Origin of the sequence: Streptomyces sp. NPDC090798 (assembly GCF_044768965.1) — a bacterium.
Taxonomy (GTDB): domain Bacteria; phylum Actinomycetota; class Actinomycetes; order Streptomycetales; family Streptomycetaceae; genus Streptomyces.
This window is the reverse complement of the sequence record NZ_JBIVXA010000040.1, coordinates 20,766-44,354: the sequence shown is the minus strand read 5'-3', so window position 1 is coordinate 44,354 and position 23,589 is coordinate 20,766. Positions and strand designations below refer to the sequence as shown.

Annotated in this window: 20 protein-coding genes; 12 read left to right on the top strand and 8 right to left on the bottom strand. The window is 70.8% G+C overall.

The window, feature by feature from the left end; all coding sequences use genetic code 11:
• Nucleotides 1–237: 237 nt before the first annotated feature.
• Complete coding sequence (locus ACIQTP_RS45590) at nt 238–1,488, top strand: RNA polymerase sigma factor (protein ID WP_403411786.1); 1,251 nt, start codon at nt 238–240, stop codon at nt 1,486–1,488.
• Here ACIQTP_RS45590 and ACIQTP_RS45585 read toward each other — a convergent pair.
• Complete coding sequence (locus ACIQTP_RS45585) at nt 1,485–2,672, bottom strand: methyltransferase domain-containing protein (RefSeq protein WP_403411780.1); 1,188 nt, start codon at nt 2,670–2,672, stop codon at nt 1,485–1,487. The genes ACIQTP_RS45590 and ACIQTP_RS45585 overlap by 4 nt on opposite strands.
• A gap of 110 nt (nt 2,673–2,782) precedes the next feature.
• Between ACIQTP_RS45585 and ACIQTP_RS45580 the strand changes: the two genes are divergently transcribed.
• The 4 genes from ACIQTP_RS45580 to groL all read left to right on the top strand — a co-directional run bounded on the left by ACIQTP_RS45580 (nt 2,783) and on the right by groL (nt 6,863).
• Nucleotides 2,783–3,712: a polysaccharide deacetylase family protein gene (locus ACIQTP_RS45580; RefSeq protein ID WP_402034781.1), complete on the top strand. Its 930-nt coding sequence runs from the start codon at nt 2,783–2,785 to the stop codon at nt 3,710–3,712.
• Nucleotides 3,709–4,488: a polysaccharide deacetylase family protein gene (locus tag ACIQTP_RS45575; RefSeq protein ID WP_403411776.1), complete on the top strand. Its 780-nt coding sequence runs from the start codon at nt 3,709–3,711 to the stop codon at nt 4,486–4,488. Before ACIQTP_RS45580 ends, ACIQTP_RS45575 begins: the two co-directional genes overlap by 4 nt.
• A gap of 308 nt (nt 4,489–4,796) precedes the next feature.
• Complete coding sequence (groES, locus tag ACIQTP_RS45570) at nt 4,797–5,105, top strand: co-chaperone GroES (protein ID WP_060901476.1); 309 nt, start codon at nt 4,797–4,799, stop codon at nt 5,103–5,105.
• A gap of 129 nt (nt 5,106–5,234) precedes the next feature.
• Nucleotides 5,235–6,863 (top strand): chaperonin GroEL, encoded by a 1,629-nt coding sequence (gene groL / locus ACIQTP_RS45565; protein ID WP_095853064.1) that lies wholly within the window; start codon nt 5,235–5,237, stop codon nt 6,861–6,863.
• Nucleotides 6,864–7,007: 144 nt separating this feature from the next.
• Here groL and ACIQTP_RS45560 read toward each other — a convergent pair whose 3' ends face one another.
• The 3 genes from ACIQTP_RS45560 to ACIQTP_RS45550 all read right to left on the bottom strand — a co-directional run bounded on the left by ACIQTP_RS45560 (nt 7,008) and on the right by ACIQTP_RS45550 (nt 9,371).
• A complete protein-coding gene (locus tag ACIQTP_RS45560) occupies nt 7,008–7,715 on the bottom strand; it encodes an ester cyclase (protein WP_403411772.1) in 708 nt (235 codons plus the stop codon).
• 84 nt (nt 7,716–7,799) lie between these two features.
• Nucleotides 7,800–8,573 carry an SDR family NAD(P)-dependent oxidoreductase gene (locus ACIQTP_RS45555; RefSeq protein WP_403411769.1) on the bottom strand — a complete coding sequence of 258 codons (774 nt, stop codon included), beginning with the start codon at nt 8,571–8,573 and terminating at the stop codon, nt 7,800–7,802.
• 129 nt (nt 8,574–8,702) lie between these two features.
• Nucleotides 8,703–9,371: an MOSC domain-containing protein gene (locus ACIQTP_RS45550; protein ID WP_403411766.1), complete on the bottom strand. Its 669-nt coding sequence runs from the start codon at nt 9,369–9,371 to the stop codon at nt 8,703–8,705.
• A 79-nt stretch (nt 9,372–9,450) separates the two neighbouring features.
• Between ACIQTP_RS45550 and ACIQTP_RS45545 the strand changes: the two genes are divergently transcribed.
• Nucleotides 9,451–10,347: a LysR family transcriptional regulator gene (locus ACIQTP_RS45545; RefSeq protein ID WP_168510402.1), complete on the top strand. Its 897-nt coding sequence runs from the start codon at nt 9,451–9,453 to the stop codon at nt 10,345–10,347.
• 86 nt (nt 10,348–10,433) lie between these two features.
• On the opposite strand, the gene ACIQTP_RS45540 is transcribed toward ACIQTP_RS45545, so the two are convergent.
• Entirely contained in the window at nt 10,434–10,766 is a 333-nt protein-coding gene (locus ACIQTP_RS45540; protein ID WP_060901471.1) for a WhiB family transcriptional regulator, read from the bottom strand.
• Between the two features lie 390 nt (nt 10,767–11,156).
• Here ACIQTP_RS45540 and ACIQTP_RS45535 point away from each other — a divergent pair, with 390 nt between their 5' ends.
• From ACIQTP_RS45535 to ACIQTP_RS45520, 4 genes are all read left to right on the top strand, one after another.
• Nucleotides 11,157–11,768: a response regulator transcription factor gene (locus tag ACIQTP_RS45535; RefSeq protein WP_003948568.1), complete on the top strand. Its 612-nt coding sequence runs from the start codon at nt 11,157–11,159 to the stop codon at nt 11,766–11,768.
• Between the two features lie 256 nt (nt 11,769–12,024).
• Nucleotides 12,025–12,600, top strand: coding sequence for a sigma-70 family RNA polymerase sigma factor (locus ACIQTP_RS45530; RefSeq protein WP_060901477.1), 576 nt, complete (start codon nt 12,025–12,027; stop codon nt 12,598–12,600).
• 277 nt (nt 12,601–12,877) lie between these two features.
• Nucleotides 12,878–14,383 carry an IMP dehydrogenase gene (gene guaB / locus ACIQTP_RS45525; protein ID WP_403411761.1) on the top strand — a complete coding sequence of 502 codons (1,506 nt, stop codon included), beginning with the start codon at nt 12,878–12,880 and terminating at the stop codon, nt 14,381–14,383.
• A gap of 126 nt (nt 14,384–14,509) precedes the next feature.
• Nucleotides 14,510–15,634 carry a GuaB3 family IMP dehydrogenase-related protein gene (locus ACIQTP_RS45520; RefSeq protein ID WP_403411758.1) on the top strand — a complete coding sequence of 375 codons (1,125 nt, stop codon included), beginning with the start codon at nt 14,510–14,512 and terminating at the stop codon, nt 15,632–15,634.
• Between the two features lie 82 nt (nt 15,635–15,716).
• Here ACIQTP_RS45520 and ACIQTP_RS45515 read toward each other — a convergent pair whose 3' ends face one another.
• Both ACIQTP_RS45515 and ACIQTP_RS45510 read right to left on the bottom strand, forming a co-directional pair.
• On the bottom strand, nt 15,717–16,319 hold the full coding sequence (locus tag ACIQTP_RS45515) for a hypothetical protein (RefSeq protein WP_403411755.1): 603 nt from the start codon (nt 16,317–16,319) through the stop codon (nt 15,717–15,719).
• Between the two features lie 124 nt (nt 16,320–16,443).
• The gene (locus ACIQTP_RS45510) at nt 16,444–17,652 is read right to left on the bottom strand and encodes a nucleotide sugar dehydrogenase (protein WP_403411752.1); all 1,209 of its coding nucleotides are present in this window, start codon (nt 17,650–17,652) and stop codon (nt 16,444–16,446) included.
• Nucleotides 17,653–17,913: 261 nt separating this feature from the next.
• Between ACIQTP_RS45510 and ACIQTP_RS45505 the strand changes: the two genes are divergently transcribed.
• Entirely contained in the window at nt 17,914–19,620 is a 1,707-nt protein-coding gene (locus ACIQTP_RS45505) for a glycerol-3-phosphate dehydrogenase/oxidase (protein ID WP_403411749.1), read from the top strand.
• A gap of 150 nt (nt 19,621–19,770) precedes the next feature.
• Here the strand turns inward: ACIQTP_RS45505 and ACIQTP_RS45500 are convergent, their stop codons facing one another.
• Nucleotides 19,771–20,934 carry a serine hydrolase domain-containing protein gene (locus ACIQTP_RS45500; protein WP_403411746.1) on the bottom strand — a complete coding sequence of 388 codons (1,164 nt, stop codon included), beginning with the start codon at nt 20,932–20,934 and terminating at the stop codon, nt 19,771–19,773.
• A gap of 184 nt (nt 20,935–21,118) precedes the next feature.
• Between ACIQTP_RS45500 and ACIQTP_RS45495 the strand changes: the two genes are divergently transcribed.
• Nucleotides 21,119–23,407: a protein kinase gene (locus ACIQTP_RS45495; protein ID WP_403411744.1), complete on the top strand. Its 2,289-nt coding sequence runs from the start codon at nt 21,119–21,121 to the stop codon at nt 23,405–23,407.
• Nucleotides 23,408–23,589: the final 182 nt, after the last annotated feature.

Below are 23,589 nucleotides of genomic sequence, written 5' to 3'. Positions count from 1 at the left end.
TGCTGGACCGGTACCTGCACCACCTGCGGACGCCCCCTGCCCAGCCCTCGGAGCAGCCGCAGACAGCCCACAACCTAACGAAGCACTACTAGGACCTGTCCGGCGGATCATGCCCCAGCGGTTCCTTGGCCTGCGGCCGACACGGGTGTCTGATGGTGGGTTGTGGAAGAGCAGCAGCCCGCCGTCACGCCCGTCTCGCAGCCCGTCGCGTCCGGGGCCGCCCGAGGTGCCGACGAAGTGGTCGAAGCCGTCGAAGCCGTCGAGACGATCTTCCGGATCGAGTCGCCCCGCATCATCGCCGGCGTCTCCCGCATCGTGCGCGACGTCGGCATCGCCGAGGAGCTCGCGCAGGACGCCCTGGTCGCGGCGCTGGAGCAGTGGCCCCGGGACGGCGTCCCGGACAACCCGGGCGCCTGGCTGACGACCACGGCCAAGCGTCGTGCGATCGATCTCGTACGCCGCCGGGAGCAGTACGCGCGCAAGCTGGCGGAGGTGGGGCGGGACCTCTCGGTGACCGCCGCGCACCACCTCGACGAACCCTCCGACCCGGACGACATCGACGACGACCTGCTGCGGCTCGTCTTCACCGCCTGCCACCCCGTCCTCTCCGCCGAGGCCCGCATCGCCCTCACCCTGCGCCTGGTCGGCGGTCTGACCACCCCCGAGATCGCCCGCGCCTTCCTCGCCCCGGAGGCGACCGTCGCCCAGCGCATCGTGCGCGCCAAGCGGACCCTGGCGACGAAGGGCGTCCCCTTCGAGGTCCCCTACGGCCCGGACCGCGAGGCCCGCCTCGGGTCCGTGCTCGAGGTCATCTACCTGGTCTTCAACGAGGGGTACGCGGCCACGGCGGGCGACGACCTGCTGCGCCCCGCGCTGTGCGAGGACGCGCTGCGACTGGCCCGCGTGCTGGCCGAGTTGATGCCCAAGGAACCCGAAGTGCACGGGCTGGTGTCCCTGTTGGAGCTCCAGGAGTCCCGCGCCGCCGCCCGCACCGGCCCCTCGGGCGAGCCCGTCCTCCTCAGGGACCAGAGCCGTCGCCGCTGGAACCGCCTGCTGATCCGCCGCGGCTTCGCCGCCCTCGGCCGGGCGAGCGCCGTCACCACCGGGCCCCCCGGCCCGTACGCCCTCCAGGCCGCCATCGCCGCCTGCCACGCCCAGGCATACGCGTACGAGGACACGGACTGGCGGCAGATCGCCGCCCTGTACGGGCTGCTGGCGGCCCGTTCCCCGTCTCCCGTGGTCGAGTTGAACCGCGCCGTCGCCGTCTCCATGGCCGAGGGCCCCGCCCCGGCGCTGGAGATCGTCGACCGGCTGGCCGGCGAACCGGCACTGCGCGACTACCACCTGCTGCCCAGCGTCCGCGGCGACCTGCTGGCCCGCCTCGGCCGCACGAAGGAGGCCCGCGCGGAGTTCGAACGAGCCGCGGGCCTGGCCCGCAACGAACGGGAACGCGAACTGCTGGAGACGCGGGCGCGGGACTGCCGCTAGGAGGCGTGCCGCTGGGCCGGGTGGCCGAGCAGCATCGTCGGTGCCCCCGCGACCCTGGTCAGGAAGACGGTGGCCGAGTGGGGGCCGTGCGACTTGGGCAGGGCCTTCTTGCGGAGTTCCTCCGGCTCGACCGCCGACCCCCGCTTCTTCACCGTCAGTACCCCGACACCCCGCTCCCGCAGCAGCGCCTTCAACTTCTTCACGTTGAAGGGAAGACGGTCGGTGATCTCGTAGGCCGAGGCGTACGGCGTCGGTCGCAGTTCGTCCGCCGTGACGTACGCGATCGTCTCGTCGACGAGCCCGCCGTCGACTTCCTCGGCGACCTCGGCCACCAGATGGGCCCGGATGACGGCGCCGTCGGGCTCGTACAGGTAGCGCCCGACCTCCCGCACCGCGGGGTCGGGCAGGCCGCGGCCGCGCAGCTCGCGCGGGCCGGGCAGCAGGGTGGCCCGCACCAGCCCCGGCTCGGTGCCGAACCACAGCACCGCCTCCTTCACATCCCCGGCGTCCGAGATCCACTCGGCCTCGGCCTCGGCGGGGACCGCCTCGTGGGGGATGCCCGGGGCGATCTTCAGGGCGGCGAGCGGGGCCTTCAGCGCCGTCGCGATCGCCCAGGAGAGCGGGGGCGAGTAAGCCTCCGGATCGAAGATACGGCCGCGTCCGCCGCGCCGCGCCGGGTCCACGAAGACCGCGTCGTACGCCTGCGTGTCGACCTCCGTGACATCGGCCTCGCGCACCTCGATCAGCTCGGCGAGCCCGAGCGCCTCGGCGTTCGCGCGTGCCACCGCCACCGTCAGCGGGTCGCGGTCTACGGCGAGGACGCGGATCCCGGCACGGGCCAGCGCGATCGCGTCGCCGCCGATGCCGGAGCACAGGTCGGCGACCGAGCGCACGCCCAGGGACCGCAGCCGCCGCGCGCGATGGGTGGCGACCGTGGTGCGCGTCGACTGCTCGACCCCGTTCGGGGTGAAGTACATCCGCTCCGCGTCCTCGGCGCCGAACTTCGCCGCCGCCCGCTGCCGCAACCGCGCCTGCCCGAGCGCGGCCGAGACCAGTTCGGCCGGGTGGTCGCGGCGCAGCCGGGTGGCGACGGCCAGCTCCTGGGCCGGTTCGGTGCCGCGCACCTCGTCGAGCAGGGCGCGGCCCTCGGGGGTGAGGAGGGAGGCGAAGGAGACGTCGTTCACCGGCCCATTGTCGGTCAGTGCGGGTGGGTGTGGGCCAGTCGGTGGACGGTGCGCCCCCGGTCGCGGTGTCGGAGCCCCGGACGGGCGGTGGCCTGCGAGGATCCGACACCATGCGATCAGTACGACAAAAGTACAAAAACAACGCAAAGAGGGCGCGTGTGTGGGGCGGGGTCGCCGTCCTCGCCGTCGCCGCCCTCGCGTCCGGTTGCGCCGACGACGACACCAACGGCGCCCGTCAGGCCGGGGGACCCGAGCAGGCGCTGCACGCGCCCCCGGCCCGCGCCCTCGACTCCTACGCCGCCAGACTCCGCGCGCAGCAGGCCGCCCGGGCCGCCGCGGCCAAGCATTGGGGGCTCGCGAAGGTCCCGCTGGCCGCGCCGCCGGCCCCGGCGAGGAAGCCGGTCATCGGACCCCGCGACGGCTTCGAGGTCACCGATCAGGAGGAGCTCGGCCTGCCGCCGGTCTTCACGACCGTCCCCACCAAGGACAAGGTCGTCTTCCTCACCATCGACGACGGCTCCGAGAAGGACCCGGCGTTCCTCAGGATGATGAGCGACCTGAAGATCCCTTACACCGCCTTCCTGAGCAACTACCTGGTCAAGGACGACTACGGGTATTTCCGGAAGATGCGCGACCGGGGCGTCACCCTCAACAACCACACCCTCACCCACCCCTACCTGCCGGGGCTGTCGTACGAGGAGCAGCGGCACGAGATCTGCGGCATGCAGGACATCATGGAGAAGCAGTTCGGCAAGCGCCCGAGGGTCTTCAGGCCGCCCTACGGCAACTACAACCAGGACACCCTGCGCGCCGCCAAGTCCTGCGGCATCAAGTACGCGCCCATCTGGGACGAGGAAGTCTTCGTCGACCACTGGGAGTACCGCGACTGGGACCGCGACCTGCACCCCGGCGACATCGTCCTCACCCACTTCCGCGGCAGGGAGGACTGGGACGGCACCATGCCCGACATGATCCGCCGCTTCCTGAAGATGGTCACCGACAAGGGGTACGCGGTGGCACGGCTGGAGGACTACCTGTGAGAACACGGGCGCTGGTCGCGGGGGCGCTCACCGCGGCGCTCCTGACCGGCTGCACCGGCTGTGCCCAGTCCGTCGACCCGATCGAACGGCTGGGCAAGAAGGCCGCGCAGGAGGTGCGCAGGTCCAGGCCGAACGGGCCGACCCCGGCGACGTACCGCCACTGGGGGCTGCCCACCCCGCTCGCCACCCCGCCGCAGCAGCCCGCCCGGCCCGCCCTCCGCGGCGCGGCGCCGGGACTGGCTCCCGTCGTGGAGCGCGTGCCCACCCGCGACAAGGTGGTGTTCCTGACGTACGACGACGGCGCCGAGCGCGATCCGCGGTTCGTCGACATGGTCCGTGAACTGCGGCTGCCGGTCAGCATGTTCCTCACGGACAGTGTCGTCGGGCCGGGGTACGGGCACTTCGCCCAGCTGCGGACGGTCGGCGCGAGCGTGCAGAACCACACCCTCCACCACGCCTCGCTGCGCGGACTGCCGTACGCGGGCCAGCGGGCCGAGATCTGCGGTCAGCAGGAGAAGCTCAAGGCCCGCTTCGGCGTCCGCCCCCGGCTCTTCCGTCCCCCCTACGGCACCTACGACACCACCACGCTGCACGCCGCCGCCGACTGCGGGGTCGCGGCCGTCGTCCTCGGCCGGGAGCCCGACGCCCGCCGCCTGCGACCGGGTGACATCCTCTCCGGCTTCGAGGAGCCCAACCTCACGGAGGCGACGGTCCGACTCCTGCGACGCATCCAGGCGGAGGGCTTCACGCCGGCGCGTCTGGAGAACTACCTCTGACCGTTCGGCCGGGGCAGCCCGTCCGGCGTTTGAGGACGAGGCCGTCCAGGCCGAGAAAGGGGGGCTGGGGGCGCAGCCCCCAGGGGTACGCCGACACGCGCGCCGGGTGCCCAAAACCCCACGCCACGCCGGAGGCTTTGGCACTCCGCTTGACCGAGTGCTAATCGCGGTCATAGTCTCGGCCCTGGCACTCCCCCCTGGAGAGTGCCAATAGCGACGGGCAGGTCCGGCACCCGCGACGACGGATCCACCTGGTCGCCACCTCAGACAGTTAACCCCGTGAGATCTCCGAAGGGGGAGGTCGGATCGTGACGACCACCAGCTCCAAGGTTGCCATCAAGCCGCTCGAGGACCGTGTTGTGGTCCAGCCGCTGGACGCCGAGCAGACCACGGCTTCTGGCCTGGTCATCCCGGACACCGCGAAGGAGAAGCCCCAGGAGGGCGTCGTCCTCGCCGTGGGCCCGGGCCGCTTCGAGAACGGCGAGCGCCTGCCGCTCGACGTCAGCACCGGCGACATCGTGCTGTACAGCAAGTACGGCGGCACCGAGGTGAAGTACAACGGCGAGGAGTACCTCGTACTCTCGGCTCGCGACGTGCTCGCGATCATCGAGAAGTAGTTCGCCGAGCTTCACCGTTTCACCCAGTTTTGCAGTGAACTGCGCCCCTGGCCCCCGCGACCATAACCAGCCGGGCGTCGGGGGCGCGGTTCGTTCACCCCAGTTTTCCGAGAGGGCTGAATCGCTCCCATGGCGAAGATCCTGAAGTTCGACGAGGACGCCCGTCGCGCCCTCGAGCGCGGCGTCAACAAGCTTGCCGACACGGTCAAGGTGACGATCGGCCCCAAGGGCCGCAACGTCGTCATCGACAAGAAGTTCGGCGCACCCACCATCACCAACGACGGTGTCACCATCGCCCGCGAGGTCGAGCTCGACGACCCGTACGAGAACCTCGGCGCCCAGCTGGTGAAGGAGGTGGCAACCAAGACCAACGACATCGCGGGTGACGGTACGACCACCGCCACCGTGCTGGCCCAGGCGCTCGTCCGCGAGGGCCTGAAGAACGTCGCCGCGGGTGCCTCCCCGGCGCTGCTGAAGAAGGGCATCGACGCGGCCGTCAAGGCGGTCTCGGACGAGCTCCTCGCCACCGCGCGCCCGATCGAGGAGAAGTCCGACATCGCGGCCGTCGCCGCGCTGTCCGCCCAGGACCCGCAGGTCGGCGAGCTCATCGCCGAGGCGATGGACAAGGTCGGCAAGGACGGTGTCATCACCGTCGAGGAGTCCAACACCTTCGGCCTGGAGCTGGACTTCACCGAGGGCATGGCCTTCGACAAGGGCTACCTGTCCCCGTACATGGTGTCCGACCAGGAGCGTATGGAGGCCGTCCTCGACGACCCGTACATCCTCATCCACCAGGGCAAGATCAGCTCCATCCAGGACCTGCTGCCGCTGCTGGAGAAGGTCATCCAGTCCAACGCCTCCCGGCCGCTGCTGATCATCGCCGAGGACGTCGAGGGCGAGGCCCTGTCGACCCTGGTCGTGAACAAGATCCGCGGCACGTTCAACGCCGTCGCCGTGAAGGCCCCCGGCTTCGGTGACCGCCGCAAGGCCATGCTCGGCGACATCGCCACCCTCACCGGTGGTCAGGTCATCGCCGAGGAGGTCGGCCTCAAGCTCGACCAGGTCGGCCTGGACGTGCTCGGCAGCGCCCGCCGCGTGACCGTCACCAAGGACGACACCACCATCGTCGACGGTGGCGGCAACTCCGAGGAGGTCCTCGGCCGGGTCAACCAGATCAAGGCCGAGATCGAGAACACCGACTCCGACTGGGACCGCGAGAAGCTCCAGGAGCGCCTCGCGAAGCTGGCCGGCGGCGTGTGCGTGATCAAGGTCGGCGCCGCCACCGAGGTCGAGCTCAAGGAGAAGAAGCACCGTCTGGAGGACGCCATCTCCGCGACCCGCGCCGCGGTCGAGGAGGGCATCGTCTCCGGTGGTGGCTCCGCGCTCGTCCACGCCGTGAAGATCCTCGAGGGCAACCTCGACAAGACCGGCGACGAGGCCACGGGTGTCGCGGTCGTCCGCAAGGCCGCCGTCGAGCCGCTGCGCTGGATCGCCGAGAACGCCGGCCTGGAGGGTTACGTCATCACCTCCAAGGTCGCCGAGCTCGACAAGGGCCAGGGCTTCAACGCCGCCACCGGCGAGTACGGCGACCTGGTCAAGTCCGGAGTCATCGACCCGGTCAAGGTCACCCGCTCCGCCCTGGAGAACGCCGCCTCCATCGCCTCCCTGCTCCTCACGACCGAGACCCTGGTCGTCGAGAAGCCGGCCGAGGAAGAGGCCGACGCCGGTCACGGCCACGGCCACGGGCACTCCCACTGAGTCTCGTACTCCCGAAGAAGCCCCCGTTCCGCACGGAACGGGGGCTTCTCCCGTACTCGGTACCCCCTGCTCCGACCGGCACCACCCGCTCCGCCCAGTACCACTGCCCAGGTACTACTGCTCCGGCCGCTACTACTGCTCCGGCTACTGCTCCAGCGCGTCCAACGCCCCCAGCTGACCCATCAGCCCCAGCTGGTCGTACTGCCACCAGCCCTCGGCGATCTTCCCGTCCTCCTGGCAGCGGAAGACGGTCGTGCCGGTCATGGTGACCTGCTTCCCGGTCGCCGGGATCCCCATGAAGTCGCCCTTGTGGGTGCCGTTCCAGGCCCACCGGGTGCAGACCCGGTCGCCCTGGGTGAGCTGGTCCTCGACCGTGAACGTGAAGTCGAATCCGCCGCGCCACATCTCGATCTCGCGCCGCATCGCGTCGAGACCGATGGTGTCCTGCGCGTTGGCCGGATCGTGGTCGTGGTAACTCTCCGTCATCAGACCGTTGAGCGGCGGTAGTTCGCCCGGGCCGGCCATCGTCTCGAAGAACCTGCGGATGTTGGCCGCGAACAACTGCTCGTCCCGCACCACGTCCAGGTCGGTGAACCTCGGCAGCCCGTCGCAGAGCGCCACCATCTCCTGGAAGATCCTGTCGGTCTCGGGGAGGTGCGAGTTGCGCATCGCCTCCTCGAACGAGGGGAACTCCACGATCTCTATGTAGTGGGTCGCGTCGGAGCGGTCCTTGCCGATCACGTTGTGCGTCGCGGTCCGCCTGCCCCTGGTCTTCTCGACCCATGTGTCCATCAGCTGGTTCATCTCGTCGAACCGGCTGGTCCTGCAATCGATGAGCTGTACGAATGTCATGGCGTCGCCTCCGGCCCCCTGGGTCCGGTTGAACACCCTCAGTTTCCCACCGGAGGGACGACAGCACCCACCGCGCGGTGGCCCTTACCGGGGGCCGTACTTCCGGCCCGTCTTCGACGTGATCCCGCCCAGCAGTCCTCGCGGCGCCACCTTCACCAGGCCCATCAGCGCCTTGTAGCGGGGGTCGGGGACGGACAGCGACTTGCCGCGGGCCAGGTCCGCGAGCGCCGCCGCGACCAGCTTGTCCGCATCCAGCCACATCCAGTTCGGGATGTTGTCCGTGCTCATCCCGGCCCGCTGGTGGAACTCGGTGCGGACGAAACCGGGGGCCAGCGCCATCAGCCGTACGCCGCTGCCCGCCAGATCCCGCGCCGCGCCCTGCGTGAACTGCACGACCCACGCCTTGGACGCCCCGTACGTACCCCGCGGCACGAACGCGGCCACCGACGCGACGTTGACCACTCCGCCCCGGCCGCGCTCCCGCATGGCCTCGGTCGCCGCCGACGTCAACCGCAGCACCGCCTCGCAGTGCACCTTGAGCATCGTCAGCTCGTCGGCCATCGACACCTCGAGATAGTGGCCCTTGTTGCCGAAGCCGGCGTTGTTGATCAGCAGGTCGACCGGGTTCTTGCGGTCGGAGAGGCGGGCGGTCACCGCCTCGATGCCCTCGTCCGTCGCCAGGTCGGCGGTCAGCACCTCCGCCTCGATGCCGTGCCGGTCGTGCAGTTCGGTCGCCTGCTCGCCCAGCCGCCTGGTGTCGCGCGCCACCAGCACGAGGTTGTGCCCGTCAGCCGCCAGCCGCCGCGCGAAGGCGGCGCCGATGCCCGCGGTCGATCCCGTAATCAGAGCCGTTGTCATGGCCCAAGGCTAGTGACCTGACCAGGCCCGCCGCGCCCCCGCCACCCAACGCCCACCTTGCTCCACGAGTTCCCCGCACACCCCGGACGCCCCGCCTCGCGCCCCGTCCCGCGCCCCCGCTCCGAGTGGCTAGGCGCTGTGCCGTGCCACGTACTTCTCCGCCATCTCCAGCAACTCCGGGTGCAGTGCGTCGCCCGCGGCCAACACCCTTTTCAGCAGCGCCCGTTCGGTCGTCTCGGCGCGGAAGGCGAGGGCGACCGTCACCTCGTGGTCGGGCCGGTGCACGACCTCGATCGGGTCGCCCGAGCGGATATCACCCGGCTCGATCACCCGCAGATAGGCGCCGGGCGCGCCCTTCTGGGTGAACCGCTTCACCCAGCGCTGCTCGCCGAGGTGCTCCTGGAACGTACGGCAGGGGATGCGCCCGCAGGTGACTTCGAGGACCACCTCGGAGCCGACGCGCCAGCGCTCGCCGATCCGCGCGCCGGACACGTCGAGCCCCTGGGTCGTCAGGTTCTCGCCGAACGCGCCGCTCGCCAGCGGCCGGCCGAGCTCGCGCCCCCAGTAGTCGAGGTCCTCGCGGGCGACCGCGTACACCGCCTGGTCGTTGCCGCCGTGATGACGCAGATCGCACACCGCGTCCCCGGCGAGGCCGCTCGCGCCGACCCCCTTGGGCCCGGGTGCCGCCACCCGCACCGGCCCGTCCACCGGCCGCTTGTCGATGCCGGTCACACCCTCGGGCTGGTCCGTGTAGGGGACCGCCCGAGGGCGGCCGATGTTCAGGGACAGAAGCTTCATGGCAGCACGCTAGGCGATGAGGTCCAAAGCGGCGACGCAATATTCGCCGCCGTACCCAAGGCTCACTTATGCTCGAAAGGTGATCGAGGCCCGTCATCTCCGTGTCCTGCGCGCCGTCGCCGCCACCGGCTCCTTCTCGGCGGCGGGACGTGAACTGGGCTGCACCCAGCCCGCCGTCAGCCAGCAGATGAAGGCGCTCGAATCGTCCGTCGGCACCCCGCTGCTCATCCGCACGGGCCGCGAGATGCGCCTCACCCAGGCGGGCGAGGCACTGGTCCGGCACGCGGCGGGCATCATCGCGGGCCTGACCGCCGCGGAGGAGGAGGTCGCGGCGATCGCGGGCCTGCGCGCGGGCCGGGTCCGGCTCGTCTCCTTCCCCAGCGGCAGTTCCACGCTCGTCCCCACGGCCCTCGCCGCGCTGCGCGCCGCGCACCCCGGCACCCGGGTCTCCCTGGAGGAGGCCGAGCCGCCGGAGTCCGTCGAGAAGCTGCGGGCCGGCGACTGCGACATCGCCCTCGCGTTCCGCTACGAGGGAGCCGCGGGTGCCGAGGAGTGGGACGACCTGGTCGTACGGCCCCTGCTGCGGGACCGGCTCGTCGGGCTGGTCCCCGAGAGGCACCGCCTCGCGCGGGCCGGGTCGGTCGCGATCGCCGAACTCGCCGGGGAGCCGTGGATCGCGGGCTGCCCGCGCTGTCGCGGACAACTGGTGGAGGTCTGCCGCGCCGCGGGCTTCGTGCCCCGCATCGACTTCGCCACCGACGACTACCCGGCCGTGGTCGGGCTGGTCGGCGCGGGCCTCGGGGTCGCGGTCCTGCCGGAGCTCGCGATCGAGTCCGTACGCCCCAAGGGCGCACGCACCGTGACGGTGGAGCCGCCGGTGCGGCGCGAGATCGTCGCGCTCACCCTGCCGGACCTGGCACAGGTGCCGGCCGTGGCGGCGACGCTCGACCAACTGGCGCGGGCCGCGAGCCGCTGACGACGCCGAAAATCGGCTGACGCCGCCAAAAAGCATGGGCACGCCTGCGCGTGCCCGACTGTGGACTGAAAAGCAGAAACGTTCCTTCAGTTGTTCGAAGCGGGATCGCCACTCCCCGTGGTCGACGCCGCCACCAGCCGGTTGCGCGCACGCCCCATGAGTTCCTCGCGCTCGTCCTCGGTCAGGCCGCCCCATACGCCGTACGGTTCGCGCACCGCCAGGGCGTGCGCCGCGCACTGGGCTCGTACCGGGCATCGCATGCAGACCTCTTTGGCCGAGTTCTCGCGAGCGCTCCGTGCCGCACCGCGCTCGCCCTCCGGGTGGAAGAAGAGCGAGCTGTCGACCCCGCGGCAGGCCGCGAGGAGCTGCCAGTCCCAGAGGTCCGCGTTCGGACCGGGAAGGCGGGAGAAATCTGCCATTGCTTTGTCCCCTTGTTGCCGTTCTGGGCCGCTCTGTGCCCACCGACCGTACATCTACGATCTAAGGAGATGAAAATATGACTCATTGCGAATCTAGCCGCAGACACCAGCAAATGGGAAGAAAACAGGCTGAATGGGGCATAGGTTGTGATGAAACGTTGAGGGTCCGTTGCGCATGTCTGCGTCGTGTCCGCGCCCTCACGTAGAGTGCCGAAGACGACCGACTGCCCCGTAACTCTTTCGAGTGACCATCGTTGAGAGTGCCGAGGCGGTTGAAGGAACAAGCGCTCGGGCAGACGGCAGTTCCGTCGGCGAGTGTCGACCGCACAGATGACGATTCGTACCAGCCTGGAGGCTCAAGGTGACGCGCATCAGCTGCGGAGGGCGGCCATGACATCCGTCCTCGTCTGCGACGACTCCCCGCTTGCCCGAGAGGCGCTCCGCCGCGCGGTGGCGACCGTGCCCGGCGTCGAGCGCGTGACGACGGCAGCCAACGGCGAGGAAGTCCTCCGCCGCTGGGGTGCCGACCGCTCGGACCTGATTCTGATGGACGTACGCATGCCCGGACTGGGCGGCGTCGAGACCGTCCGGCGGCTGCTGTCCGCCGACCCCGGTGCGCGCATCATCATGCTCACCGTGGCCGAGGACCTGGACGGTGTGGCGCTCGCCGTCGCCGCCGGGGCCCGCGGCTATCTGCACAAGGACGCCTCCCGCGCGGAGCTGCGCGCGACCGTGACCCAGGCGCTCGCCGACCCCACCTGGCGGCTCGCCCCGCGCAGACTGCGGTCGGCCGAGATGGGCGCGGCGCCGACGCTCACGGCGCGTGAGATCCAGGTGCTGGAAGGCATGAGTCACGGTCGCTCCAACGCCGAGATCGGCCGCGAGCTGTTCCTCTCCGAGGACACCGTGAAGACGCACGCCCGGCGGCTCTTCAAGAAGCTCGGCGCCTCGGACCGCGCGCACGCCGTGGCGCTCGGTTTCCGGTGGGGTCTGGTTCGTTAGGTGAGCCGTCGCGGGGGTATGACGCACCCCGCCTACCTCATGGTGGGCGGGGCCGACAACAGCGCCCGCCGAGTGCCCGCTGCTCGTTTCGCCGCGGATGCCGCATGCTTGAGGTGTGGAGTTCCTCGGGGACGAGTCGGTCGAGCGGAAGGGGAGGGCGCAGGAGATGAGTTCCGGCGCACCTGCTCATAACGCTTCGGTGCACAACTACGGACGCGGTGCCACGGACAAGACGACGCCAAGGCACCATGGACCGATGCGCGACGACGAGACGACGGTGATCGGTGCGCTCGTCCATCGCGCGGTCGACGGCGACGAGCAGGCCACGCACGACCTGCTCGCGCATGTACATCCCTTGGCGTTGCGCTACTGCCGCACCCGCCTCTCCCGGCTTCCGGGCGACGCGCGGCACTTCGTCGAGGACCTGGCCCAGGAGGTCTGCGTAGCGGTGCTCCTCGCACTGCCGCGCTACAAGGACACCGGGCGCCCCTTCGAGGCGTTCGTCTTCGCCATCGCCGCGCACAAGGTCGCCGACCTGCAGCGCGCCGCGATGCGCCACCCCGGTTCGACGGCGGTTCCCTCGGACGAGATGCCCGAGCGCCCCGACGACTCCCTCGGCCCGGAGGAGCGCGCTCTCCTCAGCAGCGACGCCGAGTGGGCCAAGAAACTCCTGGCCAACCTCCCCGAAAACCAGCGCGAGCTGCTCCTGCTGCGCATCGCGGTGGGGCTCACGGCCGAGGAGACGGGCCAGATGTTGGGAATGTCACCGGGCGCCGTACGGGTGGCCCAGCACCGCGCGCTGAGCCGGTTGCGGGCGCTGGCGGAGCAGTAGGCGGGTCTCAGGGGTCTTTGGCCACCGGGACCTCTGGGGACGCGTCGTCCGGCGCGGCGGGTCAGCCCTCCCAAGGGGCGGACCGGTTTTTCCTCGGGCGCGGGAGTCGCGTCGCCGTGCCACGGGGACCGGGCCCCGGTCCGCAACTGAACGGCATCGCCACCCCGCCCGTACGAACCTACGAAGCCCGAGGGCGATCCGAACCGTGGAATGGGAGAGCCTTGCTTCCCGTTAGCATGGACATCCGCACCGATCAAGGCCATTTGGGGAAGGTGTCATGACTGCCAACGTCGACGGAGTGCCCGCCAAATTCGCGACACTCGGGCTGACCTACGACGACGTGCTGCTGCTGCCGGGCGCCTCCGAGGTGCTGCCCAACGCGGTCGACACCTCGTCCCGTATCTCCCGCAACGTACGGGTGAACATCCCGCTGCTCTCCGCGGCGATGGACAAGGTGACCGAGTCGCGCATGGCGATCGCCATGGCACGGCAGGGAGGCGTCGGTGTACTGCACCGCAACCTCTCCATCGAGGACCAGGTCAACCAGGTCGACCTGGTGAAGCGCTCCGAGTCCGGCATGGTCACCGACCCGATCACGGTGCACCCGGACGCGACGCTGGCCGAGGCCGACGCGCTGTGTGCCAAGTTCCGCATCAGCGGTGTCCCCGTCACCGACGGCAGCGGCAAGCTGCTCGGCATCGTCACCAACCGTGACATGGCCTTCGAGACCGACCGTTCGCGCCAGGTGCGCGAGGTCATGACGCCGATGCCCCTGGTCACCGGCAAGGTCGGCATCTCCGGCAGCGACGCCATGGAACTGCTGCGCCGCCACAAGATCGAGAAGCTTCCGCTGGTGGACGACGCGGGCGTCCTCAAGGGCCTCATCACGGTCAAGGACTTCGTGAAGGCCGAGAAGTACCCGAACGCCGCGAAGGACGCCGAGGGCCGCCTGCTGGTGGGTGCCGCCGTCGGCGCCAGCCCCGAGGCACTGGAGCGCGCTCAGGCGCTGGCCGAGGCCGGGGTGGACTTCCTGATCGTCGACACCTCGCACGGGCACAACAGCAACGCGCTCAACTGGATGGCGAAGATCAAGTCGAGCGTGCACGTCGACGTGATCGGCGGCAACGTCGCCACCCGTGACGGTGCGCAGGCCCTGATCGACGCCGGTGTCGACGGCGTCAAGGTGGGCGTGGGCCCTGGCTCGATCTGTACCACCCGTGTGGTGGCCGGCATCGGCGTCCCGCAGGTCACCGCCATCTACGAAGCGGCCCTCGCGGCCCGTGCCGCGGGTGTCCCGGTGATCGGCGACGGTGGTCTGCAGTACTCCGGCGACATCGGCAAGGCGCTGGCCGCCGGTGCCGACACGGTGATGCTCGGCAGCCTTCTGGCGGGCTGTGAGGAGTCGCCCGGCGAGCTGCTCTTCATCAACGGCAAGCAGTTCAAGTCGTACCGCGGCATGGGCTCCCTCGGTGCCATGCAGTCCCGTGGGCAGGGCAGGTCGTACTCGAAGGACCGCTACTTCCAGGCGGACGTGGCGTCCGACGACAAGCTCGTGCCCGAGGGCATCGAGGGCCAGGTGCCCTACCGCGGCCCGCTGGCCAACGTGCTGCACCAGCTCGTCGGCGGTCTGCGCCAGACCATGGGGTACGTGGGCGCCGCCACCATCGACGAGATGGAGTCCAAGGGCCGGTTCGTCCGGATCACCTCGGCGGGCCTCAAGGAGAGCCACCCGCACGACATCCAGATGACGGTCGAGGCGCCGAACTACAGCCGCAACGACTAGCCGTACGTGTACTGACGACCAGCCGTACAGGTACGTGAGGGCGGTCCCGGAGGTTCCGGGGCCGCCCTTGTCGTAGGTGTCGGGGATACTGGGAGGCGCAGAAGCGAAGAGGGAAAGGCCACACACGTGACTGAGATCGAGATCGGGCGCGGCAAGCGCGGCCGCCGGGCGTACGCCTTCGACGACATCGCCGTCGTCCCGAGCCGCCGTACGCGAGACCCGAAGGAGGTCTCGATCGCCTGGCAGATCGACGCCTACCGCTTCGAGCTGCCGTTCCTGGCAGCCCCGATGGACTCGGTCGTCTCCCCGGCCACCGCGATCCGCATCGGCGAGCTGGGCGGCCTGGGCGTACTGAACCTCGAAGGCCTGTGGACGCGGTACGAGGACCCGCAGCCGCTGCTCGACGAGATCGCCGAGCTGGACGCGGACACCGCGACCCGCCGCCTCCAGGAGATCTACGCCGCTCCCATCAGGGAGGAGCTGATCGGGCAGCGCATCAAGGAGGTGCGCGACTCGGGCGTCGTCACCGCGGCCGCCCTGTCGCCGCAGCGCACGGCCCAGTTCTCCAAGGCCGTCGTCGACGCGGGCGTGGACATCTTCGTCATCCGCGGTACGACGGTCTCCGCGGAGCACGTCTCCGGGGCCGCCGAACCGCTGAACCTGAAGCAGTTCATCTACGAGCTCGACGTCCCCGTGATCGTCGGCGGCTGCGCCACGTACACGGCGGCGCTGCACCTGATGCGCACGGGCGCGGCCGGTGTCCTCGTCGGCTTCGGCGGCGGCGCCGCGCACACCACGCGCAACGTGCTGGGCATCCAGGTCCCGATGGCGACCGCCGTCGCCGACGTGGCCGCGGCCCGCCGCGACTACATGGACGAGTCCGGCGGCCGCTATGTGCACGTGATCGCGGACGGTGGTGTCGGCTGGTCCGGCGACCTTCCCAAGGCGATCGCCTGCGGCGCCGACTCGGTGATGATGGGCTCCCCGCTGGCCCGCGCCACGGACGCGCCCGGCAGGGGCCACCACTGGGGCATGGAAGCGGTCAACGAGGAGCTGCCGCGCGGCAAGAAGGTCGACCTCGGCACCGTCGGCACCATCGAGGAGATCCTCACCGGGCCCTCGCACATCCCCGACGGTTCCATGAACATCTTCGGCGCCCTCCGCCGCGCCATGGCCACCACCGGCTACAGCGAGCTCAAGGAGTTCCAGCGCGTCGAGGTGACGGTCGCGGACTCCCAGCACAAGCGCTAGCGGGAGCGGTACGGCGGTTCGTACGACGCCGAAGGGCCCGTCCACCATGAGGTGGGCGGGCCCTCGCGCATACCGGGCGGGGTTACTGACCGGCCTTCTTGGCGCCGGAGAAGGCCGCGTACGCGGCGATGGCGAAGAAGAGGAAGGTCAGCGGGTCGGCCTCGGCCTTCCAGGCTTCCTGGACCACGTCGAAGTGGTGGAAGAAGATTTCGTTGAAGCCGACGCCGACCTCCTTGGCGCCGAGCATGGCCTCGCCGACCAGCTGGCCGAGGTAGACCGAGGCCACCGACAGGATCACGCTGGCGATCGGCAGGATCGGGTTGCGTCCGCCGACCCGGCCCGCGGCGAGGCCGATCAGGAAGCCGACGCCGACGGCCGCCCAGCCGATCTCGTGCTTGGTGAGGCCGATGACGACTCCGTAGACGCCCGCCGCGACCAGGGCGGCACCAACGGCGGCCGCGAGGCCGAGCCCGAGCTTGTCGCGCACCGGAGCGGCCGGGGCGACGGGGGCCATCGGGAAGCCCGGCTGGGGTGCGCCCTGCGGGGCACCCTGCTGCGGGAACCCGGCCTGGGCGGCGTCCTGCGGCGGCGCGGGCGGCTGGCCCGGCTGGCCGGCGTACGGGTTCTGGTCCGCGTACGGGTTGTCGACCGGTGGACCGGACGGCGGCGGAGACGACTGAGTCATGTGGTTCCCCCCAGGGACGTGAGCGCACACCTGCGAGCGCCCGGGACTCGGGCGCACAGGCGTGCGAGAGCTGACGCACAGTAGCAGTCGGCAGTGACATCCCGTAACAGAGATTTCGCCGGGGTCAGAGTCGGTGCGCGGCTCCGGTCGGGGTCGCTCCCCGGGTGTCCAGGAGGAGTTGGGCCTTCACGGAAAGCCCCTGCAGGTCGTACGTGCGGTGCTGCTGGAGCAGGATCGTGAGGTCGGCGTCGGCCGCCGCCTCGTAGAGGGAGTCCGCGCGCGGCACGGGGTGGCCGAGGACGTTCCAGGCCGGGACGAGCGGGTCGTGATAGCTGACGGACGCGCCGAGTTCCATCAGCCGCAGGGCGATCTCGTGGGCGGCCGAGCCCTGTTGGTCGGCGAGGTCGGGCTTGTAGGTGACGCCGAGGAGGAGCACGCGCGCGGCGCGGGCCGACTTCCCGTGCTCGTTGAGGAGCGCGGCGGCGCGCTGGATGACGTACTGCGGCATGTGGCTGTTGACCTGCTGGGCCAGTTCGACCATCCGGAGGGTGCGGCCCGAGTGGCCCGTGAGGTCCTGGGCGACGCCGTGGCCGCCGACGCCGGGTCCCGGCCGGAACGCCTGGAATCCGAACGGCTTGGTCTCGGCGCAGCGGATGACGTCCCACAGGTCGACGTTCAGGTCGTGGCAGAGCACGGCCATCTCGTTGACCAGGGCGATGTTGACGTGCCGGTAGTTGGTCTCCAGGAGCTGCACGGTCTCCGCCTCACGGGGGCCACGCGCGCGTACGACCTTGTCGGTGAGGCGCCCGTAGAAGGCGGCGGCCGACTCGGTGCAGGCGGGGGTGAGGCCGCCGATGACCTTGGGGGTGTTGGCGGGGGTGAAGTCGCGGTTGCCGGGATCGACGCGGCTGGGCGAGTACGCGAGGTGGAAGTCGCGTCCCGCGCGCAGGCCCGAGCCCTCTTCGAGGAGCGGGCGCAGGAAGTCCTCGGTGGTGCCGGGGTGGACCGGCGACTCCAGGATGACGGTGGTGTGCGGGCGCAGCCGTTCGGCCAGGGTGCGGGCGGCCGAGGCCACTTGGCCCAGGTCGGGGATGCCGTCCGGGCCGGGTGGGGTCGGGGCGCAGATGACGGCCGTGCGGACGCGGCCGAGCTCGGCGGGGTTGGTGGTCGGCCGGAAGCCTCCCGAGAGCATCCGGCGCAGTTCGGCCGGAGTAAGTGAGCCGCCCTCCGGCCCGGTCTTGTAGCCGAGCGTGGGGATGCCGGCGGCGACGGCGGCCTGGGCCAGGGGCAGGCCGAGATGTCCGAGTCCGATGACGGCGAGATCTGCGGGCATGGCGTGGGCCGTCCTTCCCAGTAACCGAAGCGGGACAGGTGCGCAAGCCCTGTGGACAGAACGGGCGAGCGCAATGTCAGACTAGGAGTAAATATGACCGATTCGCGGTATTGGGCGGGCGCGTTTCCGGGAGTGTTGTCCACAGGCTGGGGGCGCGTGGTGGCCGATGACGGACATCACGGTCAGACTTTGGGGCAGGGGGACGTGAGCCGGGCGTAGCCGGACAGGTGCGGCCAGCGCGACAGACAGCGGGAGGCAGCGGTGAGGACAGCGAAACTGGGGCCGGCGGAGCGCGCCGAGTCCCTGGCGGGAATGGCCGAGCGTGAGCTGGATGTGCTGGTGGTGGGCGCGGGCGTGGTCGGTGCGGGGACGGCGCTCGACGCCGTGACGCGCGGCCTGTCCACGGGCCTGGTCGAGGCGCGCGACTGGGCGTCGGGCACTTCCAGCAGGTCCAGCAAGCTGATCCACGGCGGCCTGCGCTATCTCGAGATGCTCGACTTCTCCCTCGTGCGCGAGGCCCTGAAGGAGCGCGGACTCCTTCTGGAGCGGCTCGCACCGCACCTGGTGAAGCCGGTGCCATTCCTCTACCCGCTCCAGCACAAGGGGTGGGAGCGGCTGTACGCGGGATCGGGCGTCGCGCTGTACGACGCCATGTCGATGACGAGCGGACATGGACGGGGACTGCCCGCCCACCGCCATCTGACGCGCAGCCACGCCCTGCGCATAGCACCCGCCTTGAAGAAGGACGCGCTGGTCGGCGCGTTGCAGTACTACGACGCGCAGGTGGACGACGCCCGCTATGTGGCCACGTTGGTGCGCACGGCGGCGGCGTACGGCGCGAAGGTCGCCAACCGTGCCCGCGTGACCGGATTCCTGCGCGAGGGCGAGCGCGTGGTCGGCGCCAGGGTGCAGGACGTCGAGGGCGGCGGGGAGTACGAGATCCACGCCAAGCAGATCGTCAACGCCACGGGCGTGTGGACCGACGACACCCAGGCCATGGTGGGCGAGAGGGGCCAGTTCCACGTACGGGCCTCCAAGGGCATACACCTGGTCGTGCCGAAGGACCGGATCAACGCCGCGACGGGCCTGATCCTGCGCACGGAGAAGTCCGTCCTCTTCGTGATCCCCTGGGGTCGGCACTGGATCATCGGCACGACGGACACCGACTGGAACCTCGACAAGGCCCACCCCGCGGCCTCCAGCGCCGACATCGACTATCTGCTGGAGCATGTGAACTCGGTGCTCTCGGTGCCCCTGACCCGCGACGACGTGGAGGGCGTGTACGCGGGACTGCGGCCGCTGCTCGCGGGCGAGTCGGACGCCACCAGCAAGCTCTCGCGCGAGCACACCGTGGCCCATCCGGTGCCGGGACTGGTGGTCGTGGCGGGCGGCAAGTACACGACCTACCGGGTGATGGCCAAGGACGCGGTCGACGAGGCGGTGCACGGCCTCGACCAGCGGGTCGCCGAATGCGTCACCGAGGACATTCCCCTGCTCGGGGCCGAGGGGTACCGGGCGCTGTGGAACGCGCGGGCGCGGATCGCGCAGCGCACCGGGCTCCATGTGGTCCGTGTCGAGCATCTGCTGAACCGGTTCGGTGTGCTGGCCGAGGAGCTCTTCGAGCTCATCGCCGCCGACCCCGCGCTGGGCGAACCCCTTCCGGCCGCCGAGGACTACCTCAAGGCCGAGATCGTCTACGCCGCCTCTCACGAGGGTGCCCGGCATCTGGACGACGTGCTGACCCGGCGCACCCGTATCTCCATCGAGACCTTCGACCGCGGCACGCGCAGCGCCCGCGAGGCCGCCGAGCTGATGGCGCCGGTCCTCGGCTGGGACAAGGACCAGATCGAGCGCGAGGTGGAGCACTACGAGAAGCGGGTCGAGGCCGAGCGGGAGTCCCAGCGCCAGCCGGACGACCAGACGGCGGACGCGGCGCGGCTGGGGGCGCCGGACATCGTGCCGCGCTGATCGGGCCCCGCCGTCTATGGGGGTCTGCCCGGGCCGCCGTCCATGGGGGTCTGCCCGGGCCGCCGTCCATGAGGGTCTGTCCGGGGGTTCCCGTGAATGTCACTCGAACGGGTGTCGTGAGCTGGGATCTTTGCTCGAAACCCGGGCGTTCTACTGGGTGCGGGGGCAGAACTCGGCGGCGAGCAGTTCGGGTTCCAGGTCCGGGTCCTCGATCCCGTCCGTGTTCACCCGGAAGGTGAGGACACGACGGCCGTCGACGGTGGCCGCGGTGCGCACGTAGCTGCCGGAGATATGGCCGGCGTGCCCCCACACCGTGGTGCCGCACGACAGCTTCACCGGATACAGACCCATGCCGTACAGGCCCTGCGCGGTGCGGGTGTCGAGCATCTCGCGCAGTTGGCGGGGCGGGAGCAGGTCGCCGGCGAGCAGGGCCGCGTAGAAGCGGTTCAGGTCGGCGAGCGTGGTGACCAGCTCACCCGCCGCGCCGGCCACGCGCGGGTCGAGGGCGGTCACGTCGGTGCCGTCGGCGGAGTAGGCGCGGCCGTGCGGGGAGGGAAGCGAGGTGCGGGCGCCGGGGAAGGAGGTGTCTGTCAGACGAAGGGGGTTGATGATGCGGCGCTCGGCCTCTGTGGCGTACGAGTGGCCGGTGACCTGGCGGATGACCATGCCGAGCAGGACGTAGTTGGTGTTCGAGTAGGCGAAGCGGCCGCGGGCGGCCGGGGGGTGGGAGAGTGCGATGCGGACGGCCTGGAGCGGGGTGAGGGGGACGGCGCCCTTGGTGTCATCGGTGAAGTCGTACAGGCCGCTGGTGTGGGTGAGCAGGGAGCGCAGCGTCAGACGCCGGCCGTCGTTGCCCGCGCCGCGCACCAGACCCGGAAGGTGAGCGTCCAGGGCGTCGGACAGGGACAGCCGGTGCTCGGCGGCGAGTTGCAGCACCACGGTCGCGATGAACGTCTTGGTGATGCTGCCCGCGCGGAAGTGGTCGCCGCGGGCGATGCCGTCGCCGGCTCGGGCGAAGCGTGCGCCGGAGGCATCACTGGCCAGTAGAGCGGCGGCGGGAGCCTTGCCGCGGGTGACGAGAAGGGGGAGCAGACGGCGGAAGGCACGGGTGGCGCCCGATGCCGGGGCGGCGGCGGGGGAGTGCGAGCCCGTCGGGGCCGCGGACCCGGGGGTGTGACGGGCGGCCGAGGATGTGGTGGAGTGGGAAGGGCCGGCGGTCGGCACCATGCGCGGCAGACCGACCGGGGCCAGGACCAGGACGGCCAGAGACACGGGTATGACCAGGAGTGTCCGAGGTGTCCGGGGCGCAGGCATCGGCGTTCCTTCCTTGTTGCGGCACATCATGGGGGACGGACCTGTGCGCACGAGCGGGTGGTCCGCAGGTGAGGGGCGTGCCGGTCGCCGAGGGCTTGTCGGCCGAAGGGCCCCCTGGGCGCTGAGCGCTTGTCGGGTGAGGGACAATGAAGGCTCTGTCAGGGCGGGTTGCATGAGGGGACGCATGTCGGAGGCGGAGCGGGCGGGAGCATCCCGTCAGGACAAGAGCGAACGTCTCCTCGCCGGGCGCTACCGGCTGGGAGATGTTCTCGGCCGCGGCGGCATGGGCACGGTGTGGCGGGCCCAGGACGAGACGCTGGGCCGCACGGTCGCAGTCAAGGAGCTGCGGTTCCCGTCGAGCATCGATGACGACGAGAAACGGCGACTGATCACGCGCACCCTGCGTGAGGCCAAGGCGATCGCGCGGATTCGCAACAACGGCGCGGTGACGGTCTTCGACGTGGTCGACGAGGACAACCGGCCGTGGATCGTGATGGAGCTCGTCGAGGGCAAGTCGCTCGCCGAGGTCATCCGCGAGGACGGCCTGCTCACGCCGAAGCGCGCCGCCGAGGTGGGGCTCGCGATACTCGACGTGCTGCGTTCCGCGCACCGCGAGGGCATCCTGCACCGCGATGTGAAGCCGTCGAACGTGCTGATCTCCGACGACGGCCGGGTCGTGCTGACCGACTTCGGTATCGCGCAGGTCGAGGGCGACCCGTCCATCACCTCGACCGGCATGCTCGTGGGCGCGCCCTCGTACATCTCGCCGGAGCGGGCGCGCGGGCACAAGCCCGGCCCCGCGGCCGACCTGTGGTCACTGGGCGGGCTGTTGTACGCGTCGGTCGAGGGTGTGCCGCCGTACGACAAGGGTTCCGCGATCGCGACGCTCACCGCGGTGATGACCGAGCCGGTGGAGCAGCCGAAGAACGCGGGCCCGCTGGAGAACGTGATCTACGGGCTGCTCGTGAAGGACCCCGCGCAGCGGCTCGACAACGAGGGCGCCCGGGCGATGCTCAGCGAGGTGGTCCACGCCCCCGAGCCCAGGCAGACCGTGCCGGAGCCGGCGGACGCGACGAAGGTCGTGGCGCTGCCGCCGGTGCCGGACGAGGGCCCGGGCAAGAAGAGTTCGGGCGGCTCGGGCGGTTCCGGGGCCAAGCGGGGCGAGGAGGCCGGGGAGCGGCTCCGTGGGGCGCTGCGTTCCGTGCGGAAGGCCGCCTCGGTCGCCGGTGCGGCCACGGCGGCGGCGACCGCCGCGGCGACGGCCCGTGCGAAGTCCGGCGCTGCGGGCGGGACGGGCAGCGCGAGCAGCACGGGCAGTGCGGGTGGTTCCGGCGGTACCGCGGCTTCCGGTTCGGTGGGTGTGAAGGGGGCGGCTGCGAAGGCTCCGGCGGCTCCCCCGGCTCCGCCGCGCGTGGACGTGTCGAAGCCCGCCGCGGCTGCGGGGAAGTCCGGGACGGTCACACCCGGCCAGGGTGGCAAGGCGGCGGAGGGCTCCCCGAAGCCGGGCGCGCGCGACGGCGCGCCAGTGGGCTCGGCCTCCGGTTCCGTCGGCTCGAAGGGGGCTCTCGGCTCGGCGGGTTCGGGGGGTGCCGGCTCCACCGGTTCGGCCGAGGAGGCCAGGCCGGCCTCCGGGTGGCCCGTGGCGCCCGAGCGGCCGCCGCGGCCCGTGCCGCGGGCACCGCTCACCGATGTGGTGCCGCGGCGGACCCTGGTGATCATCGCGGTGGTCGTGGCGCTCGCCGTGATCGGGACCGTGCTGGCCCTGGTCCTCGGTGGCGGTGACGACAACGGGTCGAAGAACGGCAAGAGCGGTGACACCAAGGCGGCCGCGTCCCACGGGGCGACCGCGGGCGGCGGCGGCAAGGACGCGACCAGCGGCTCTCACACCGACACCGGCGACAAGACGGGCGGTGCCACCGGTTCGACCGGGGACGGGAGTTCGGACAGCACGCCGAACACCGACGCGTCGGGCAGCGCCGCCGCCACGAACGGGGCGAGCGGGACGAGCGGCGACGGCAAGGAGTCGGACTCCTCGGGCTCCACCGCCGTGTTGACGTATGCGGCCGGCCAGGGGTTCAAGATCGGGCTGCCCAAGGGGTGGAAGTACCAGTCGACGGACGACGCGGGGGCCCGCTTCACCGGTCCCGACGGGCAGAAGCTCCTCGTCGGCTGGACGGCCACGCCCAAGAGCGATCCCGTGGCGGACTGGAAGAACCAAGAGGGGTACATGGTGCGCTCGCAGTACAAGCGGGTGCGCATAGAGCAGGTGGACTACCGCGGTTGGAACACGGCCGACTGGGAGTTCACCTATCAGGACGGTGGCACGAAGTACCGGTCGATCGACCGCGGATTCGTCGTGAACGATCACCTCGGGTACGGGCTGATGTACACGGCGAAGGCGTCCGACTGGGACAGCCGGCTGCGCAAGGACACGTGGCAGACACTGACGAAGACGTTCCAGCCGAAGTCGTGAGGCATGGGCCCGAACCCACGTCGTGAGGCGCGTGCCCATGTCGTGAGGTTCGGGCCGGTTCGCCCGGGGTGTCTGTTGTAGGGGTCGGTCACGGGGCGGTGACATCTCGCATCCCGACATTGCGCCTTGCCTCCGGCACGTATCGTGAGTGGTTGCGGACCGTACGAAGCCGTAACGGGACG